This window comes from Nocardiopsis listeri NBRC 13360 (assembly GCF_001570765.1).
GTDB classification, from domain to species: domain Bacteria; phylum Actinomycetota; class Actinomycetes; order Streptosporangiales; family Streptosporangiaceae; genus Nocardiopsis; species Nocardiopsis listeri.
Map to the genome: position 1 here is coordinate 14,091 of NZ_BCSH01000084.1, position 14,332 is coordinate 28,422.

Annotated in this window: 14 protein-coding genes; 7 read left to right on the forward strand and 7 right to left on the reverse strand. The window is 69.0% G+C overall.

The window, feature by feature from the left end; all coding sequences use genetic code 11:
- The first annotated feature begins 62 nt into the window (after positions 1-62).
- Positions 63-743, forward strand: a complete 681-nt coding sequence (locus tag NLI01S_RS22135) for a YdcF family protein (RefSeq protein WP_067607865.1) — start codon at positions 63-65, stop codon at positions 741-743.
- Positions 744-811: 68 nt separating this feature from the next.
- Positions 812-1,294, forward strand: a complete 483-nt coding sequence (locus tag NLI01S_RS22140) for a YbaK/EbsC family protein (RefSeq protein ID WP_067607868.1) — start codon at positions 812-814, stop codon at positions 1,292-1,294.
- Between the two features lie 12 nt (positions 1,295-1,306).
- On the opposite strand, the gene NLI01S_RS22145 is transcribed toward NLI01S_RS22140, so the two are convergent.
- Positions 1,307-1,774, reverse strand: coding sequence for a hypothetical protein (locus NLI01S_RS22145; RefSeq protein ID WP_067607871.1), 468 nt, complete (start codon positions 1,772-1,774; stop codon positions 1,307-1,309).
- Positions 1,775-1,942: 168 nt separating this feature from the next.
- Here NLI01S_RS22145 and NLI01S_RS22150 point away from each other — a divergent pair, with 168 nt between their 5' ends.
- Positions 1,943-2,521, forward strand: coding sequence for a hypothetical protein (locus tag NLI01S_RS22150; protein ID WP_067607904.1), 579 nt, complete (start codon positions 1,943-1,945; stop codon positions 2,519-2,521).
- Positions 2,522-2,537: 16 nt separating this feature from the next.
- Here the strand turns inward: NLI01S_RS22150 and NLI01S_RS26625 are convergent, their stop codons facing one another.
- From NLI01S_RS26625 to NLI01S_RS22160, 3 genes are all read right to left on the reverse strand, one after another.
- Complete coding sequence (locus NLI01S_RS26625) at positions 2,538-2,669, reverse strand: MFS transporter small subunit (protein WP_263363338.1); 132 nt, start codon at positions 2,667-2,669, stop codon at positions 2,538-2,540.
- A 29-nt stretch (positions 2,670-2,698) separates the two neighbouring features.
- The gene (locus NLI01S_RS22155) at positions 2,699-4,051 is read right to left on the reverse strand and encodes an L-lactate MFS transporter (RefSeq protein WP_157091103.1); all 1,353 of its coding nucleotides are present in this window, start codon (positions 4,049-4,051) and stop codon (positions 2,699-2,701) included.
- Between the two features lie 170 nt (positions 4,052-4,221).
- Positions 4,222-5,157, reverse strand: a complete 936-nt coding sequence (locus tag NLI01S_RS22160) for a LysR family transcriptional regulator (RefSeq protein ID WP_067607874.1) — start codon at positions 5,155-5,157, stop codon at positions 4,222-4,224.
- 151 nt (positions 5,158-5,308) lie between these two features.
- Here NLI01S_RS22160 and NLI01S_RS22165 point away from each other — a divergent pair, with 151 nt between their 5' ends.
- Positions 5,309-7,609 (forward strand): FdhF/YdeP family oxidoreductase, encoded by a 2,301-nt coding sequence (locus NLI01S_RS22165; protein WP_067607877.1) that lies wholly within the window; start codon positions 5,309-5,311, stop codon positions 7,607-7,609.
- 36 nt (positions 7,610-7,645) lie between these two features.
- Here NLI01S_RS22165 and NLI01S_RS22170 read toward each other — a convergent pair whose 3' ends face one another.
- A complete protein-coding gene (locus NLI01S_RS22170) occupies positions 7,646-8,848 on the reverse strand; it encodes an FUSC family protein (protein WP_067607880.1) in 1,203 nt (400 codons plus the stop codon).
- 132 nt (positions 8,849-8,980) lie between these two features.
- Between NLI01S_RS22170 and NLI01S_RS22175 the strand changes: the two genes are divergently transcribed.
- Complete coding sequence (locus NLI01S_RS22175) at positions 8,981-9,616, forward strand: histidine phosphatase family protein (RefSeq protein ID WP_067607883.1); 636 nt, start codon at positions 8,981-8,983, stop codon at positions 9,614-9,616.
- A gap of 71 nt (positions 9,617-9,687) precedes the next feature.
- Here NLI01S_RS22175 and aroQ read toward each other — a convergent pair whose 3' ends face one another.
- A complete protein-coding gene (gene aroQ / locus NLI01S_RS22180) occupies positions 9,688-10,143 on the reverse strand; it encodes a type II 3-dehydroquinate dehydratase (protein WP_067607886.1) in 456 nt (151 codons plus the stop codon).
- Between the two features lie 135 nt (positions 10,144-10,278).
- Between aroQ and NLI01S_RS22185 the strand changes: the two genes are divergently transcribed.
- Positions 10,279-12,075 (forward strand): acyl-CoA dehydrogenase, encoded by a 1,797-nt coding sequence (locus NLI01S_RS22185; protein WP_067607891.1) that lies wholly within the window; start codon positions 10,279-10,281, stop codon positions 12,073-12,075.
- Between the two features lie 57 nt (positions 12,076-12,132).
- Here the strand turns inward: NLI01S_RS22185 and NLI01S_RS22190 are convergent, their stop codons facing one another.
- Positions 12,133-12,888 (reverse strand): MerR family transcriptional regulator, encoded by a 756-nt coding sequence (locus tag NLI01S_RS22190; RefSeq protein WP_067607894.1) that lies wholly within the window; start codon positions 12,886-12,888, stop codon positions 12,133-12,135.
- Between the two features lie 230 nt (positions 12,889-13,118).
- Between NLI01S_RS22190 and NLI01S_RS22195 the strand changes: the two genes are divergently transcribed.
- The gene (locus NLI01S_RS22195) at positions 13,119-14,210 is read left to right on the forward strand and encodes a serine/threonine-protein kinase (RefSeq protein WP_067607897.1); all 1,092 of its coding nucleotides are present in this window, start codon (positions 13,119-13,121) and stop codon (positions 14,208-14,210) included.
- Positions 14,211-14,332: the final 122 nt, after the last annotated feature.

The following is a 14,332-nucleotide window of genomic DNA, read 5'->3' on the forward strand; positions in this document are numbered from 1 at the left end:
TCCCCGAGGACATGGGCCCCGCCGAACGTTGGGCGGGGCCCGTCCTGGTCTAGGCTGCGGCCATGGCCGAGGTGACGAGGGTGGACCTGACCGAACAGGTACGACGCTGGGCGAGGGTCGTCTACGACCACCAGCGCTTGGGTGAGGAGCCACGCCGGTGCGACGTGGCGGTGGTGCTGGGCAGCCACGACATCGGGGTGGCCGACCGGGCCGCCGAGCTGTATCGGCTGGGGTTCTTCGAGAGGATGGTCCTCACCGGTGCCAACAGCCCCACCACCCGGTCCCGGTTCCCTCGTGGAGAGACCGTGCACTACCGCGAGCGGATCGTCGAACAGGGGGTGCCGGGATCCGCGGTCCTGATGGAGACCGAGGCGACCAACACCGGTGAGAACCTCCGGCTCGGTCGCGCGCTCCTCGATGCCGAGGAGATCACGCCGGCCACGGTGATGTTCGTTTGCAAGCCGTACATGGAAAGGCGCGCCCACGCCACCGTCCTCAAGCAGTGGCCCGAGGTGGAGCCCGTGTGCGCCTCGGCCCCGCTCGACTTCGACGCCTACCTGCCCACCGTGGGCGACGACCGGCTGGTCCTGGACACCATGGTCGGCGACCTGCAACGGGTCATGGAGTACCCGGCACGCGGCTTCGCCGTCCCCCAACCGGTCCCCGAGGACGTCCGGGAGGCCTTCCACGGCCTGGTCGCCGCCGGCTTCGACCGCCACCTCCTCCCCGACACCCGACGGTGACCCGGTGGTCCACTCCTTCGGTGGGCGATAGCCTGCGACCGAGGTCGACAACGAGAGGTTCTTCCCCCATGGACGAGGTCCAAGCGCTGCCCGAGCGAAGCCGCCGTGTGGCCGAGGTTCTGGACGGGCTCGGTCTGACCGGGCGGGTGCGGGAGCTGCCCGCCTCCACCCGTACCGCGGCCGAGGCCGCCCGAGCCCTGGGCTGCGAGGTCGGCGCGATCGCCAACAGCCTGGTGTTCATGGCCGACGACGCACCACTGTTGGTGATGACCAGCGGACGGCACCGGGTGGACCTGGACCTGCTCGCCGGGCGGCTGGGCAAGAAGAAGATCCGCAGGGCCGAGCCGAAGGAGGTACGGGCCGCGACCGGCCAGGTGATCGGCGGGGTCGCCCCCGTCGCCCACCCGGCGCCGGTGGAGACCGTGGTGGACACCGGCCTGGCCGACCACCCGACGCTGTGGGCGGCGGCCGGCACCCCGAACACGGTCTTCCCGCTCACCCACGGCGAGCTGGTCGAGATCACCGGCGGCGTCGAGGTCGCCGTCAACTGACGGCCGGCACGGTCACCCGTCCGCTCGTGTGGCCGCCGGTACCGGCAGGACCCTGCTCGCGCCCCAGGCGATCAGTCCGCAGACGGCGCCGACGACGGTGCCGGTGACCAGACTGCTCAGGGCCGCGAAGACACGGATGACGACCTGCTGGACCACCGGTGACAGATCGGCGAGGTCACCGCCGAGCGTGGGCGCGTCGCCTCCATGGGCGACGGTCCACAGGATCTGGTGGCCGAGCATGAGCGCCACCCCGTACAGGACCCCCACCACCAGGAGGGTACGGAAGGGGTTGGGGACGCGGCGCCACAGGACCACCGCGATCCACGCCAGGGGAGGCACGAACACGAACAGGGCGTTGACGAAGGTGCCCTCTTGGATGAGACCGAGATCGTGCAGGACCACGCGCGGCGCGGCGATCAGCGCGAGGAGGACCAGGACCGGGAAGGACAGACCGGGTGCGGGGCGATCGTGTACGTTCATGCCGCCATCGTGCGTCGTGGGCCCGGGACACCGCGTCGGCCCGGAATCGCGTTCGGGTACGTCCGATCGCGTATCCGGGTGGGCCGTGATCACGTGGTCACCCCCTGGTGCGGTACCGTCACCGATGACGCCGGACGGATGCCCGGCCCCGGGAAGGACCCCCTGCGCATGACCAGAACCGGATGGATCGCCACCGTCGCCGCCGTCGCGGCCGCGTTGATCGTCGGCTTCGGCGCCGGGTGGATCACCCACGGAAGCACGATGGGGCCGCCCGTGGCCGAACCCGAACCCACCGCGCAGGAAACACCGCGGCCCACCCCGACCTTCGATCCGGTGACCGTGGATCTGAACGAGACCCACGACTTCGGTGACGGGTTCACCATCGGGCTGAGCGACTTTCGGCGTGAGGTGGAGGAGGGCGGGGTCGACCCGGTCACCGGTGAGGAGGAGGACCTGCCGTACGTGTCCTGGCGGGTGGAGGTCTCCAACGACGGCTCCGAGCCCGTGCAGACCGGTTCGTTGACGCGCACCTGCGAGGTGGGTGAACCACCCCGGGAGTCGGGCGCGCCCGCCCTGGGTTCACAGGTCAAGCCGCCCGAGACCCTGGAACCGGAACAAAGCGGTTCCTGGGACGAGGACTGCTGGGCCGAAGAGGGCGAAACCCGGCTCCAGTACACGGTGGAGTTCCATGACCAGGACTTCGTGCCGCTGTACCCGCCGGTGACCTTCGCCGGCGAGGTGGACTGAGCCGGGTTCCGTCACGCTAGCCGGTGAACAGGGTGGCCGCCTGTAGGGTCGTCTGTGTCACTCCGTATCCCAGGGCCACGATCACGGCCACCCACAAGAAGACGGCGGCGGCCTTGGCGGGGACGTTGCCGGAGCTCTTCTGTTCCATGTACTTCTCCTCGGGTTGTGGGACCGGACTCACGCGGACTGCCGGGAGGTCACCGGCGCGTCGGAGACGCTCTCGTCGAGTTGACGTTCACTGAGCGGGCGGACCAGCATGTTGGCGGTGAACCCGACCGCCATCACGACCACCATCAGATACAGCGACAGCGTGTACAGGTCCGCGCCGGTACGACCCGCGGCGAGCTGGTGGTCGGCGATCACGTTGACGATGAGCGGCCCGGCGATGCCCGCGCACGACCAGGCGGTGAGCAGTCGACCGTGGATCGCGCCGACGTTGAAGGAACCGAACAGGTCCTTCAGGTAGGCGGGTGCGGTGGAGAACCCGCCACCGTAGAAGGACAGGATGATCCCGGTGACGGCGACGAAGAGCACCACCGAGCCGGTACCCGCGACCGCGATGAGCAGGTAGAGGGCGCAGCCGACGCCCAGGTAGCCGATGTAGGTGCGCTTGCGGCCCAGTGCGTCGGAGGTGGAGGACCACACGAAGCGGCCCAACATGTTGCACAACGAGAGCACGCCCACGTAGCCGGCGGCCTCGGCCGCTCCGACGTCGGCGAAGAAGTCCTGGATCATGGGGGCGGCCTGTTCGAGGATGCCGATCCCCGCGGTGACGTTGCAGAACAGCACGATCCACAGCAGCCAGAACTGGCGGGTGCGGAAGGCCCGTTCCACGCTGACGCCCTCGGTGGCCAGAACACCTCCGGCGATCGGGGCGGGCGGCTCCCACCCTTGCGGCCGCCACCCGGGCGGCGGCACCTTGACGGTCATCGAGCCGAGCATCATGGCGACGAAGTAGACCGCGCCCAGGGTGAGGAACGCGGGGACGATCGCTTCGGCCGGGGTGTCGGCGAAACGGTCCAGCAGCGCCGCGGACAGTGGTGAGGCGATGAGCGCGCCACCGCCGAAGCCCATGATGGCCATCCCCGTGGCCATGCCGGGGCGGTCGGGGAACCACTTGATGAGGGTGGACACCGGCGAGATGTATCCGATGCCCAGGCCGATCCCGCCGATGACGCCGTAACCCAGGTAGAGCAGCCACAGTTGTCCGGTGGCCACACCGAGCGCGCCCACGAGGAAGCCGGTGCCCCAGCACAGGCCGGAGACGAACATCGCCTTGCGGGGGCCGTTGCGTTCGACCCACTTGCCACCGAAGGCCGCCGACAGGCCGAGCATCACGATCGAGATGCTGAAGACCACGCCGATGGCGGTCAGGGTCGTGTCGAACCGTTCCACCAGCGGCGTCTTGAAGACGCTGAAGGCGTAGACCTGGCCGATGGACAGGTGTACGGCGAGCGCGGCGGGTGGGATGAACCACCGGCTGTAGCCGGGCGGGGCAACACTCTTCTCACGGTCCAAAAACGACAGCACGAACCATCCTCGCGATCCACAGGATTGTTTTCCGTTCGGAATACAGGCCTTTTCCACGCCACTTCCGCAACACCGGAAACAAGCATGGAACATCGTCACACCAGGTGTGAGCGGAATCAAATACGAATTTTCTTTCACGCGATAACGCAGGCTTATCGAAGGGGCCGGGTTCAGCCGGTCAGCGCCGCCCCTCCCGTGGAGTCGCGTCCGGGCAGGTGTTCCTCCATGTCGACCTCGGTGACGCTGTCGAGCAGGGCGCGGGCGAGGACCGGTTCGGGATCGCGGTCGGCGATGACCAACCCGATCTCCTGGCCGATCTCGGGCCGTACCAGGGGGATGGCGCGCATGCCTTCGGGGATGGCGTGCAGGTACAACCAGGCGTGCGGCATCACGGCCGACCACTGGCCGCCACGGACATGGGAGCACAGCGCGCTGACCGAGTTGGTCTCGACCCGGGGCACCGGTCGGGTGCCGGCCTGTCGGAAGGCGCCGTCGATGATGCGCCGGTTCTGCATGTCCGGGGTGAGCAGGCACAACGGCGCCTCGGCCGCCTCGGCCCAGCTGATGCTCGCGCGGTGCCCCAGTGGCCCGTCCTCGGCGGTGAGCAGGACGTAGTGCTCCCGGTAGAGGTGTTTTCGGCGCACGTGGTCGAGGGGTTCGTTGGCGATGTAGGTGACGCCGACGTCGATCTGGAAGTCGGCCAGGGCCTGTTCGATCTCGGTGGAGGTCATCGAGACGATCGACAGGGTGACCTGGGGGTGACGTTCGCACAGCCCACGGGTGATCAGGGACAGGGAACTGAGGGTGGTGGGGATGGCGCCGATGCGCAGTCGTCCGCTCAGCCCCTCGCTCCCGTTGCGCACGCTCTCCAGGAGGGAGTCGTGTTCGGCGATGACCCGTTGCGCCCAGGTGACGATCTGTTCGCCCTCGTGGGTGAACCCGATGAACCGGTTGCTCCGCTTGACGATGGGTACGCGGAACTCCACCTCCAGCTTGCGGATGGCGGAGGACAGCGCGGGCTGGGAGACGTGGCAGGCCTGGGCGGCGCGTGCGAAATGACGTTCCTTGGCCAGCGCGGTCAGGTACTTCAGCCGGCTCAACAACATCGACCGAGCGTACAGGGACCAAGGTCCCCTCAACAAGAACGGTCAATCGCTTGATAGTGATCTCTTCTTTTGGCGTACGCGAACGCATCCGCCTCCTGTGCTCGGCTCCGCCGGGTGAAAGAATGGGGGTGTGAGACACCATGATTCGCAGATGCCCGATCCCGCGCAGGACGCGCCGGAGGTCGGATCACCCAAGGAAAGTGCCGCGGGAATCCCCGCGGTGCTCAGCAGCGTGCGGCACGTAGGAGAACAGGCCGGTGTGATGCGCGGGCTGCCCGCGATGCTCGCCGTGAACCAGAAGCGCGGCTTCGACTGCCCGGGGTGTGCCTGGCCGGACCCGGACAAGCGGCACACGGCGGAATTCTGCGAGAACGGCGCCAAGGCGGTCGCGGAGGAGGCCACCCGCCGCGAGGCCGGCGCGGACTTCTTCGCCCGGAACCCGGTCGGTGAGCTGGCCGAGCGCTCCGGCTACTGGCTGGGGCAGCAGGGCCGGTTGACCGGGCCGGTGTACCTGCCCGAGGACGGAACCCACTACGAGCCCATCTCGTGGGAGGCCGCCTTGGACCTCATCGCCGAGGAGCTGCGCGGGTTGCCCTCCCCCGACGCCGCCGAGTTCTACACCTCGGGGCGCACCAGCAACGAGGCGGCGTTCGCCTATCAGCTGTTCGCCCGGCAGTTGGGCACCAACAACATGCCGGACTGCTCGAACATGTGCCACGAGTCGTCCGGTTCGGCGCTCACCGAGACGTTGGGTGTGGGCAAGGGCAGCGTGTCCCTGGAGGACATGTACGAGGCGGACCTGATCATCGTGGCCGGGCAGAACCCGGGCACCAACCATCCGCGGATGCTCTCGGCCCTGGAGAAGGCCAAGCGTTCGGGAACGCGGATCGTCACGGTCAACCCGCTGCCCGAAGCGGGCATGAAGGCGTTCCGCAACCCCCAGAACGCGCGCGGCCTGGTGGGCCGTGGAACCGAGCTGACCGACCTGTTCATGCAGGTCAGGTTGGGTGGTGACCTGGCGCTGTTCAGCGCGGTCAACCGGCTGCTGTTGGAGGCCGACCAGCGTGGCGAGGACGTGCTGGACCACGAGTTCGTACGGGAGTTCACGCACGGGTTCGAGGAGTTCACGCAGGCCCTGCTCAAGGAGCCCGAGGACGAGTTCTGGGAACGCACCGAACGCGACTCCGGGCTGTCCCGGTCGCTGATCGAGGAGCTGGTCGCCATCGTGACCTCCTCCCACAAGATCGTGGTGTGTTGGGCGATGGGCCTGACCCAGCACAAGCACTCGGTGCCGACCATCCGCGAGGTGGTCAACTTCCTGCTGCTGCGCGGCAACGTGGGCCGGCCGGGCGCGGGCGTGTGCCCGGTGCGCGGCCACTCCAACGTGCAGGGCGACCGCACCATGGGCATCTTCGAGCGGCCCGACGAGTCGTTCCTGGACGCTTTGGCCGCCGAGTTCGACTTCGAGCCGCCGCGCGAGCACGGGCACGACACGGTCGACGCGATCCGGGCGATGGGACGCGGCGAGGTGGGTGTGTTCTTCGCGATGGGCGGCAACTTCGTGTCCGCCTCCCCCGACACCGAGGTGACCGAGGAGGCGATGCGCCGGGTGGGTCTGACCGTGCACGTGTCCACCAAGCTGAACCGTTCGCACGTGGTCACGGGTACGCGGGCGCTCATCCTGCCGGCGTTGGCCCGCAGCGACCGGGACGTGCACGAGGGTCGGGCCCGGTGGATCACGGTGGAGGACTCCATGGGAGCGGTGCACGCCTCGCACGGTGTGCTCGCGCCGTTGTCGAAGGACATGTGGTCGGAGGTGGACATCGTCCGCGCGCTGGGTCGGCGGATGTTCCCCGACGGCACGGTCGACTGGGACGCGATGGCCGACTACGACCGGATCCGCGACCACGTGTCCCGGGTGGTGCCGGGGTTCGAGGACTTCAACGCCAAGGCCAGGCGGCGCGGCGGTTTCGAGCTGCCGCACGCCCCTCGGGACGACCGCAGGTTCCCGACGGCGACAGGGCTGGCCAACTTCACCACGAACGGTACCTACGCGCCCGAGGTCCCCGCGGGACGGCTGCTGTTGCAGACTCTGCGTTCGCACGACCAGTACAACACCACCGTCTATGGGCTGGACGACCGTTACCGCGGTATCCGGGACGGCCGCCGGGTGGTCCTGGTCAACCCCGAGGACGCCCGCGAGCTGGGGTTGGCCGACGGCGCCTACACGGACATCGTGGGCGAGTGGTCCGATGGACGTGAGCGGCGTGCCCCGCACTTCCGGGTGGTGCACTACCCCACCGCGCGGGGCAGCGCGGCCGCCTACTATCCGGAGACCAACGTGCTGGTGCCCTTGGACTCCACGGCCGACGTGAGCAACACCCCCACGTCCAAGTCGGTGGTGGTGCGGTTCGAACCCTCTCCCGTACGGAACTCTCCCGTACGTGACTAGGCGACGCGTGAATCGACCGGCCCGGCATCGGGCCGGTCATCCGCGTTCGCGGAACCGTCCGATACGGATGTCGGGCAGGCGGGGCCGCCAGCGCAGCCACGGGAGCCAGGGCTCCTGGGCCGGGGCCGGGATCGTCGGATCCTCCAGCTCGCCGAACAGCACGTCCTCGACCTCTTCGAAACGGATCCCGGCGAAGACCATGATGTCGGTGGCGACCATCTCCACGGCCAGGTGGGTGGCGTGGGTGACGGGGTCGTCGTCAGGGGTGCCCGCACCGTAGCCGCGCGCCGCCGTCAGTGCCTGGTTCACGGCCTGTTCCCTGGCCTCCCGGCTGCTGAGGTCGTCGGCGAGGGTACCGAGGACGTCGGCCATGCCCCGCACGATGGGAGCGAGTTCGCGGCGTTCCTCGCTGTCCATGGCCACGGTGGTGCGGGCGAGGAACAGGCAGCTCTCGCCGAGCAGGATGAGTCGTTCGATGACCTCGTCCTCGTCGATGACGGGCCCGGGATCGCCCCAGCGGATGGTGGAGAGTCGGATCGTGGACATGCTCGCCTCACGGGCCTTGCTGAGCTCGGCCATGGGTCTGCTCAGGTCACCGAGCCGGTTGACCACTTGGGCGCTGGCGTCGTCTCCGTCGGAGGTCAGGGACAGACCCACCTCGTCGAGCATGCGCGCCATCTCGCCCAAGGCCTCCTCTTCGATGCGCCGCATCATCGCCACCAGGCGGGCGGGGAAGAGCAGTTGGCTCAGCAGCAGGGCCACCCCGGCACCGATGAGCGCGTCGACGAGTCGGTCGACGCCCGGGCTCCCTCCGCCGACGAAGATCGTGGTGAGGATGGCGCTGGCGGCCGACTGCCCGACGACGACGCGTTCGGAGGTGACCATGGCGGCCACGATCATGGCCAGTCCGGTGCCCAGCGTCAGGGAGACCACGCCCCGGTCGGTGACCAACAGCGCGAACTCCCCGGCGAGGATGCCGATGAAGACGCCGGCCAGCAACCGGACCGCGTTGCTTCCTCGTTCGCCGCCCGATGCGTTGAGCGCGATGAGTGCGGCAATGGGTGCAAAGAAGGGCCTGTGGTCCTGGATCAGTCCCCCGGCGATGGTCCAGGCCACGGCGGCGCCGATGATCGCCAGCAGAATCTGGGATCCGTAGGTGGACAACCGTTTGCGCGCCTGGAGGACGACGGTCCGAACCAGTCGTCGCGCGGAGGTACCCCCCGTGAACAGCGCTCCCATGGTCTCCTCGTCGTGTAGGACGCCGAAGCTCTGGGGGGACCGGCCCTACTTTTCTACCGGCCGGAGTGGTCGAAGTGTGTCAACGCCATGCCCGGTGGGCGCGTGCGAGGGGCGTCCCCGTACATTGTGCGCATGCCGACGATCTATCTGATCCGCCATGGAAAGGCCTCCCCCGAGGCCGATGACTACGACCTGCTGAGCCCCACCGGATACGAACAGTCGCGACTGTTGGGCGCCGAACTCAAGCGGCGTGGACTGTCGGTGGGCGCGGTGGTGACGGGGTCGCTGCTGCGCCAGCGCCAGACCGCCACCACCGTCCTGGCCGAGGCCGGGATCGACGTGGAACCCACCATCGACGAGCGGTGGAACGAGTACGACCACCTGGACCTGCTGAGCCGCTTCCCGATCGAGGAGGGCTCGCTGCAACAACGGTTGGACGCCTGCCTGACTTCGTGGACCACCGCCGAGGACGTGGGTCCGGGTTCGTTCCCGCGATTTCGCGAAGGGGTGCGCGCGGCGCTGGCCGACGTGGCCGCGGGCCTGGAACGTGGGCGGACCGCGTTGGTGTTCACTTCCGGCGGGGTGATCGGCACGGTCTGTTCCACGCTGTTGAACGCACCGGACTCGGCGTTCGTGATGATGAACCGGGTGACGGTGAACGCCTCGGTGAGCAAGGTGGCGCACGGGCGAGGCGGGACGCAGTTGCTCTCGTTCAACGACCACGCCCACCTGGAGCAGGGCGGCCCGGAGCTGATGACCTACCGCTGATCCGGACCTTTTCACGCCCGTGGCATACCGACCGGTCGGTCCCGGCCGTCGGGTGCGATCGTCGGGTGCGGTCAGGCTCGGCGTTCGGCGGCACGGGCAAGGACCGCCCGCAGCCCCAACTCGTAGCCCACGATCCCGCACCCGGCCACGTAGCCGGCGGCCACCGGCGCGGTCACCGAGGTGTGCCGGAACTCCTCACGGGCGTAGACGTTGGAGATGTGCACCTCGACGACGGGCGCCTCGACGGCGTCGATCGCGTCGCGCAGCGCGATGCTGTAGTGGGCGTAGGCGCCGGGGTTCATCACGACCCCCGCGTAGTGGCGGGCGGAGTGGATGTGGTCGACCATTCCGCCCTCGCTGTTGCTCTGCGCGCAGACCACCTCCACGCCGAGTTCCTTGCCCAGGAAGATCACGCGTTCCTCGACCTGGGCGAGGGTGGTGGTGCCGTACTGCTCGGGGTCACGGGTGCCCAGCAGGTTGAGGTTGGGGCCGTTGAGCAACAGGACGGTGGCGGCGTTCTCGGGCATCGGCGGCTTCCTGGTCGTGTTCGGTGTTCGGTGGGACCAGCGTAGACCGTTTCCCTCCGGCGGCCCCGAGCGCGCGTGGGGTACGCGGAGGCAGGTAGCATACCGACCAGTCGGTTCTCATCTTGGAGGCATCCCGTGGCGTCCACCCTGCTGTCCGCGCGCGACCTGCAGTTCCTGCTCTACGAGTGGCTCGACGTCGAGGCCCTGACCCGGCGGACCCGGTACGCCGACCATTCCAGGGAGACCTTCGACGGCGCCCTGGAACTGGCCGAGCGCGTGGCCACCGACCACTTCGCCCCGCACAACAAGACCAACGACGCCGAGGAGCCCCGCTTCGACGGCGAACGCGTCCACGTCGACCCCCAGGTCAAGAAGGCCCTGGAGGTCTACGCCGAGACCGGCCTGTCCTCCATCGCCATGGACGCCTCCGTGGGCGGCGACCAGATCCCCCGGGTCCTCTCCAGCGCCTGCAACGCCTACTTCCAGGCCGCCAACCTGGGCACCTCCGCCTACCCGTTCCTCACCTCCGGCAACGCCTCCCTGCTCATCGAATACGGCACCCCCGAGCAGATCGACACGTTCGTACGCCCCATGGTGGAGGGCCGCTACACCGGCACCATGTGCCTGTCCGAACCCCAGGCCGGCAGCTCGCTGTCGGACATCACCACCCGGGCCGAACCCGCCGGCGACGGCACCTACCGGATCTTCGGCAACAAGATGTGGATCTCCGCCGGCGACCACGAACTCACCGAGAACATCGTCCACCTGGTCCTGGCGAAGATCCCCGGCGGCCCACCCGGGGTCAAGGGCATCTCCCTGTTCATCGTGCCCAAGCACCTGGTGAACGAGGACGGCACCCCGGGTGAGCGCAACGACGTCGTCCCGGCGGGCCTCAACCACAAGATGGGCTACCGGGGCACCGTCAACGCCCTGCTCAACTTCGGCGAGGGCAGGCACACCCCGGGTGGCGAGCCCGGCGCGGTCGGCCACCTGGTCGGCGAACCCCACCAGGGTCTGCGCTACATGTTCCACATGATGGACGGAGCCCGGATCGGGGTGGGTGCCGGCGCGATGGCGGTCGGCTACACCGGCTACCTGAAGTCGCTGGCCTACGCCCGCGAACGTCTCCAGGGCCGCCCCCTGGGCGCGAAGGACCCGCGTGAGCCGCAGGTGCCCATCATCGAACACACCGACGTGCGGCGGATGCTGCTCGCGCAGAAGAGCTACGTGGAGGGTGCTCTGGCCCTGGTGCTGTACTGCGCGCGGCTGATGGACGACAAGCTCAGCGCGGAGTCACCCGAACGTGTGCGCGAGGCCGGGCTGCTGTTGGACGTGCTCACCCCCATCGTCAAGAGCTGGCCCTCCCAGTGGTGCCTGGAGGCCAACAGCCTGGCCATCCAGGTCCACGGCGGCTACGGCTACACCCGCGAGTACGACGTGGAGCAGCACTACCGGGACAATCGGCTCAACGCCATCCACGAGGGCACCCACGGCATTCAGGGGCTGGACCTGCTGGGCCGCAAGGTGGTCCAGGACGGCGGGTCGCGGTTGACGTTGCTGGTGGAGACCGCGCGCGCCACCGTGGAGCGGGCACGGGGGCTGGGCGGATCCGAGGCCGAGTACGCCGAACTGTTGGACGTGGCCCTGGCACGCACCGCCGAGACGGCCGCCTCGGCCTGGGCCGAGGGCGACCCGGCCGTGGCGTTGGCCAACGCCACGGCCTACTTGGAGGCCGTGGGACACGTCGTGGTGGCCTGGCTCTGGTTGGAGCAGCTGGTCACCGCGCACGGCCGGAACGACGGTTTCTACGAGGGCAAGCGGGCCGCGGCCGCCTACTTCTTCCGGCACGAGCTGCCCAGGACCGGGCCCTGGTTCGACCTGGTGTCCTCCCGCGACCGCACCGTCCTGGACGTGTCCCCCGACGTACTGTGAGCACGCGAGGGTCCCGCCGCCCCCGGTGTGGGACGTCGGGGCCCTCCACGGGCGGGATCAGCGCGATTCCCCCAGCACGTGACGGGCGTAGTCCTCCATCGCCTCGCACTGGTAGTCGGCCAACCCGGGCGCCACCTTCTCGTACACCTCGCGCCACGGCCCCGGCTCCGCGTAGACCCGCCCCAGCTGAACGAACGCGTCGGCGTCCGGAGTCCACATGCGACACACGCCTTCGTGGTGAACGGCGACCTCGGCGCGCACGGCCGGGTCGTCGACCGGACGGCCGGCCCTCAGGTGGACGGCCATGCGCTCCAGCTGGGCCACAGCCTCGGCTCGCATCCGTTCCCCCTCCTCGAGGGTCAGGTCACGACCGGCGGCAGCGGCCTCCTCCCACTGCTCGGGCCACTGGGTACGGGCACGATCGTCGTAGTGGGTGACGTCGAAGCCCTCGAAGAGCTCCTCGGGTCGGATGGCGGTCATGCCATCTCCTTCCATCGTGTCGACGGTGCGTCGCACGGTCTCGATGAGGGAACCCAACCGGTCGTGTTCGGCCACCAGGTCGGACAGGTGCCGGCGCAACGCGGCGACCTCGTCGCGTTCGGAGTCCAGGGCACGCCGGATGTCGGCCAACCCCAACCCCAACTCGCGCATGACCAGGATCCGTTGCAATCTGCGCAGCTCACGGTCGCCGTAGTGGCGCCGCCCTCCAGGGCCCAGGCTCTCGGGCTCCAAGAGACCGATGTGGTGGTAGTGGCGCAGGGTTCGGGAGGTCACACCGCTGACACGGCAGACCTCGGCCATCGACCAGGACATCGGGTTCCCTTCGTCGGGCCGGTCCGTCCGGCCTCGGCACGACCGTAGGCGTTGACGTCGCGTCAACCGCAAGTCTCGACCTCGGTCGAACCCGGGTTCGACCGGGCCGACTCCCGGAGCGAATTCTCGGGCAATGGTCGTGCAAGGATTCCGCACGATTTCCACCGAGAAGGGATGAACGTCCTCAAAAGGGAACACAGTGAGGGTGAAGTCCTGCAGAAAGGCGTGACGTGCTGCCCCTGACGCCCCACGATCCCGATCGGATCGGCCCTTACCCACTGACCCACCGGCTGGGCACCGGCGGCATGGGTCAGGTGTACCTGGGCCGAACCGACGACGGTGCCCACGTGGTGGTCAAGGTGGTGCGTTCGGCCCTGGTGGAGGACGACCGGTTGGACGGCACCGACTACCGTGCGCGCTTCGCCCGTGAGGCCGAGCTCGCAGCGCGGGTGGGCGGGCGCTACACCGCCGAGGTGGTCGACAGCGATCCCCATTCGGAACGACCCTGGATCGCCTACGAACACATCCCGGGGCCGTCGTTGAAGGACGCGCTGGCCGAACGCGGGCCGCTCGACCCCGCGTCCCTGCGCGCGTTGGCCGCCCTTCTCGCGGAGGCCCTGCACACCATCCACACCCGTGACCTCATCCACCGCGACATCAAGCCCAGCAACATCATCCTGGCGCCGGACGGCCCTCGGGTGATCGACTTCGGCATCGCACGCCCCACCGAGGGGAGCACGATGACCGGCACCGGGCACGTGTTCGGCACCCTGCCGTACATGTCCCCCGAACAAGCGGAGGGATCGGCGCTCTTCCCGGCCTCCGACATGTTCGCGTTGGGGACCACCCTGGCCCAGGCGGCGACCGGACACTGCCCGTTCGACGGTCCCTCCGAGCCGCGCATCCTCATGAGACTGATCTCGCCACCACCCCTGGAGGTCCTGGCCGGGCTCCCCACGGACCTGATCGCGCTGATCCGGGACTGCTGGGCACACGACCCCGCGCTGCGGCCCACCCCGCTCCAGGTGGTGGAGCGGTGCACCGACGAGGCCCTGGAACGCGCCTGGCCGCCCCGTCACCTCGGTGTGACCACGACCGTCGACACCGCTCCCGAACCCGAACCGGTCGTCGAGGCGTCCGGGGCCGGACCGGTCGAGGCCACCGCCCCCCAGGGCGCCGAACCCACCGAGCCACGGTCCACCGTGCTCCACGCGGCACCGGCCTCGTCGCCGTCCGAAGGATCGGTCCGGCATCGTTACCAGGTCACCATCGTGGCCCTGTTGGGGTTGTTGCTGTTCCTCTGCGTCCTGCTACTGGTCTGAACCAGATGAGTAATTCCGCAGGGTGGCTGGTGTCGGGTGTGTGGGTGGGGCGCCTGGGGTCCTGGTCCTGCCGGTGGCCTGGCGGGGTGGGGGTCGGTTCTCCCTCCTTCCCCGCCCAACAA